Genomic DNA, 4,070 nt, shown 5'->3' with positions numbered 1-4,070 from the left:
GCCGGCGCGAGGCTGTCGTCCAGGGTGGACGGGATCAGCATCTCGACGATGGGCTCCTTCGACCAGCCGTGCTCGCGGGCGTCGACGAAGGCGCGGTCCATGTAGGCCATGGTCGGCGCGACGATGATGCCGCCGGTCATGTGGTCGCCCGGCTCCGGCGCGACGGTGAAGCGCGGCAGCTCGGACAGCGCCACATTCATGCGGAAGGTGCCCGAGCCCGAGCGGTAGCGGGCGATCCGCTCGCGGAAGTCGGCGGGCTGGGCGCCCGGATCGACCAGCTTGCCGAAGGTGACCTGCGGGTGGAGGTTGGAGACCACCGCGCGGGCCTTCAGCACCTCGCCCGTCGAGGTGACGACGCCGGTGGCGCGGCCCTTCCCGGTCAGGATCTCGTTCACGGCGACGTCGGTGCGCAGCTCGACGCCGCGGGCGCGGCAGCAGGCGGCCATGGCGCCGGCGATCGCGCCCATGCCGCCGACGGCATGGCCCCAGGCGCCCTTCTTGCCGTTCACCTCGCCGAAGACGTGGTGCAGCAGCACATAGGCCGTACCCGGGGTGTAGGGGCTGGCGAAGTTGCCCACCACGCCGTCGAAGCCGTAGGCGGCCTTGATCGGATCGCTCTCGAACCAGCCGTCCAGCCAGTCGCCGGCCGACTGCGAGAACAGCGCCAGCAGGTCGCGCTTGGCGGTCAGCGTCAGCTTCGAGAGCCTGCGGCCGAGCACGGCGCTCTTCAGCAGCTCGGGCAGGGCCTCGGCGAACGAGCCCTCGACCAGGTTCGGGGGCGTCTGGATCACCAACTCGCGCAGGACGTCGGCGATGGCGTCGAGGCGGTCCCAGTAGGCGGGCAGCCGCTCGGCGTCCTTCTGCGAGAACCGCGCGGTCTCGGAGCGGGTGACGCCGTCGCCCACGAAGAAATGGTCGCCGTCCAGGGGCAGGAAGTTGGCCATCCGACGCTCGACGACCTTCAGGCCGTGGCCGTGCAGGTCGAGGTCGCCGATCACCTTCGGGTTCAGCAGCGAGACGGTGTAGCTGGCCACCGAGTTGCGGAAGCCCGGGTGGAATTCCTCGGTCACCGCCGCGCCGCCCAGGACGCTCCGGCGCTCCAGCACCGTGACCTTCAGGCCGCCGGCCGCCAGGTAGGCGGCGCAGGTCAGCCCGTTGTGACCGCCGCCCACGATGATCACGTCGCTCGTCATGGCCGCCCGATGGCACGCGCGCGGGCGAACCGCAACCGGGGGCGGAACCGCACGCCGCGCCGCCGGTTCCCGCAGGCATGGCCCGCTTCCGGATTCGACACGAGACCCACTATGCCTACGAGCGCGCGGTGTCGTTCGCGACGCACCGGATGCTGCTGCGGCCGCGGGACAGCCACGCCATCCGGGTGACGGACGCGCTGCTCACGGTCTCGCCGCCGGGCGAGACGCGATGGGTCTTCGACGCGCTCGGCAACTCGGTCTGCGGCTTCACGCCCGACGGGGAGTCGACGGGGCTCTCGATCATCTCGGAGCTGACCATCGAGCGCTTCCCGGCGCACCTGGGGGAGCTGGAGGTCGACGACCCGCAGACCGCGACGCCGATCGTCTACACGCCGGCCGACCGGGCCGTGCTCGCGCCCTTCGTCGACCCGGTCACGGAGGACGCCGAAGGCGACCTGCTGCGGTGGCTGCGCGATCAGATGGAGAGCCCGCACGAGCCGGCGCTGGAGTTCCTGCTGCGGATGAACCGCACCATCCACGACGGGTTCGAGTACCAGTCCCGCGACATCGGCGCGGCGCAGGAGCCGTCGCATACGGTGAAGCTGGGCGCGGGCACATGCCGCGACTTCGCCTGGCTGATGGTCGAGGCGCTGCGGCGGCTGGGCTACGCGGCGCGGTTCGTGACGGGCTACGTCTATTCGCCGCCTTCGCTGTCGCCCGACCACGGCGAGATGCGCGGCGCGGGCGCGACCCACGCCTGGTGCGAGGTGTTCCTGCCCGACCTGGGCTGGATCGAGTTCGACCCCACCAACGCCATCGCCGAGAGTCCCGACCTGATCCCCGTGGCGGTCGCGCGCACGCCGGCCGAGGCCATCCCGATCTGCGGCGCCATCTACGGCGATCCCGGCGACACGCGCCTGACCGTTCACGTGGATGTGCGCCCGGCCGATTCGCTTCAGGCCGCCGCCTGAGTCATTGATTCTGCAGGCATGGAGGTTCGGGACATGACGACCGGGTTCCAGCAGCAGGAGCGTGGCCTCGGGGTCTGCTTCCCCAGGCAGGCGGCGAGCCCGCAGCACGGGCAGAAGGCGCCGAAGAAGCCCCTGTCGACCCCGCCGCCGCGCAGCAATCTGCCGCGTCCTGGACACTAGTGTGCTGGATCCGAAGCTCGCCCGCTTCCGGGCCGGAGCGCCGGGCGAACTTCGGAATCGGGACACTGGAACGGCACGTACTTCCCGATAGATTGCCGCCGAGGGTGGAAACGAAGGGTCCTGCATGTCCGAACGCCTGCCGATCGCACGCCGCGAGCTGATCCTCGGGGGCGCCGCCGCCCTGATCCTGCCGCCGGCCGCCTGGGCGGCGCTGCCGCCGCGCCTCTCGTTCCAGGTGTTCCGCAACGGGACCAAGGTGGGCGAGCACGTCGTCAGCTTCTCGGGCGACGACGACGCGCGCACGGCGACCACCAACGTGGCCATGACGGTGAAGGTCGGCCCGGTCCCGGTCTACAAGTACCGGCATACGGCCATCGAGAAGTGGGTCGACGGCAAGTGGCTCAGCGTCGACACCACGACCGACGGCAACGGCAAGGTCACCAAGGTCTCGGCGAGGCAGATGGGCGGCTATGTGCAGATCAACGGGCCGGCGGGCGCGGTGCGCGGACCCGCCAACGCGCTGCCGCTCAGCCACTGGAACCAGGGCAACTTCGGCAAGCCGCTCTTCAACCAGCAGGAGGGCAAGATGCTGAAGGTGACCTGCACCCAGGTGAAGCCCGGCCAGTGGCAGATCCGCGGCGAAGCCGAGATCGACGACTTCTACGACGCCCAGGGCAACTGGCTGGCCCTGAAGGGCAAGCTCGAGGACGGCTCGCGGATGGAGTACCGGCGGGTCTGACCGCCAACCTGGCGGCGGCCGGTCGAGAAGGACGTCGAGCGTCGGCGCGGCCGGCGCCTTGCGACGCCGGCGGGGCCGTGCGTAACTCCGCCATCATGTGTCCCGGCATCGAGCGCACCAGGGGTTGACGGCCCCCGCTGAATCCCAGGCTCCCCGCTAGACGCGGGCGCGAGCCTCTGCGCGCACCCTTCGCCAGGGCCTTCCTGCCATGAGCTTCTTCTCCAACGAGGCGGTGAACCGCCTCAACCTGCATTCCGGCATCCAGACGCTCGCCCAGGAGGCGGGCGGAATCTTCGTCCTGGTCTTCCTGCTCCAGGCCGGCGTGCCGGCGCCGCTGGTGCTGCTGTCGATGACGGCCATGACGGCCCAGCGCTTCGTCCTGCGGCCCTTCGTGCTGCCGTTCGCGCGGCGGTTCGGGCTGCGCACGACGCTGGTGCTGGGCACCGTGCTGGAGGCGGCGGTCTTCCCGATCCTGCCCTTCGTGAAGGGCGTCGACGCCGCGTTCGTCCTGATGGTGCTGGTGAGCCCGCTGGGCAGCGTCCTCTACTGGACCTGCTACCACGCCTATTTCGCGGCCGTGGGCGACGAGGCGCACCGGGGCGGGCAGGTCGCGGTGCGCACGGCGCTGATGGCGCTGGTGGGCGTCGCGGCGCCCCTCCTGGGCGGCTGGGCGCTGGCGTCGGGCGGGCCGTGGATCGCCTTCCCCGCCGCGGCGGTGGTGCAGGTGCTGGCGGCTGCCCCGCTGCTGGGCGCGCCGCAGGTGGCGGTGGCGCACGAGGCGCCGGGCGGCTTCCGCGCCGCCTGGCTGGGTTCGGCGCTGATGGCCTGCGACGGCGTCTTCGCCGGCGGCTACCACTACGTCTGGCAGGTGGCCCTGTTCATCGCGCTGGGCCAGAGCTTCACGGCCTACGGCGGGGCGATGGCGCTGGCGGCGCTGGCAGGCGCGGTCTTCAGCCTCTGGATCGGCAGGCACATCGACGCCGGCAA

General features: G+C 71.4%; 5 protein-coding genes. 4 read left to right on the top strand and 1 reads right to left on the bottom strand.

Annotated elements, in window-relative coordinates:
• Positions 1 to 1,193: NAD(P)/FAD-dependent oxidoreductase (locus JNL41_RS15180; protein ID WP_293476345.1), on the bottom strand; the 1,193-nt coding region annotated here is incomplete at its 3' end.
• A 77-nt stretch (positions 1,194 to 1,270) separates the two neighbouring features.
• Between JNL41_RS15180 and JNL41_RS15175 the strand changes: the two genes are divergently transcribed.
• From JNL41_RS15175 to JNL41_RS15160, 4 genes are all read left to right on the top strand, one after another.
• Positions 1,271 to 2,164 carry a transglutaminase family protein gene (locus JNL41_RS15175; protein WP_293476343.1) on the top strand — a complete coding sequence of 298 codons (894 nt, stop codon included), beginning with the start codon at positions 1,271 to 1,273 and terminating at the stop codon, positions 2,162 to 2,164.
• A 33-nt stretch (positions 2,165 to 2,197) separates the two neighbouring features.
• Complete coding sequence (locus tag JNL41_RS15170) at positions 2,198 to 2,344, top strand: hypothetical protein (RefSeq protein WP_293476341.1); 147 nt, start codon at positions 2,198 to 2,200, stop codon at positions 2,342 to 2,344.
• 124 nt (positions 2,345 to 2,468) lie between these two features.
• Positions 2,469 to 3,083, top strand: a complete 615-nt coding sequence (locus JNL41_RS15165) for a DUF6134 family protein (protein ID WP_293476339.1) — start codon at positions 2,469 to 2,471, stop codon at positions 3,081 to 3,083.
• Positions 3,084 to 3,291: 208 nt separating this feature from the next.
• A partial coding sequence (locus JNL41_RS15160) for a hypothetical protein (RefSeq protein WP_293476337.1) occupies positions 3,292 to 4,070 on the top strand: 779 nt, incomplete at its 3' end.

Source organism: Phenylobacterium sp. (assembly GCF_016793285.1).
Taxonomy (GTDB): domain Bacteria; phylum Pseudomonadota; class Alphaproteobacteria; order Caulobacterales; family Caulobacteraceae; genus Phenylobacterium.
The sequence above is the reverse complement of the archived record's forward strand: the minus strand, read 5'-3'. Positions and strand labels throughout refer to the sequence as shown.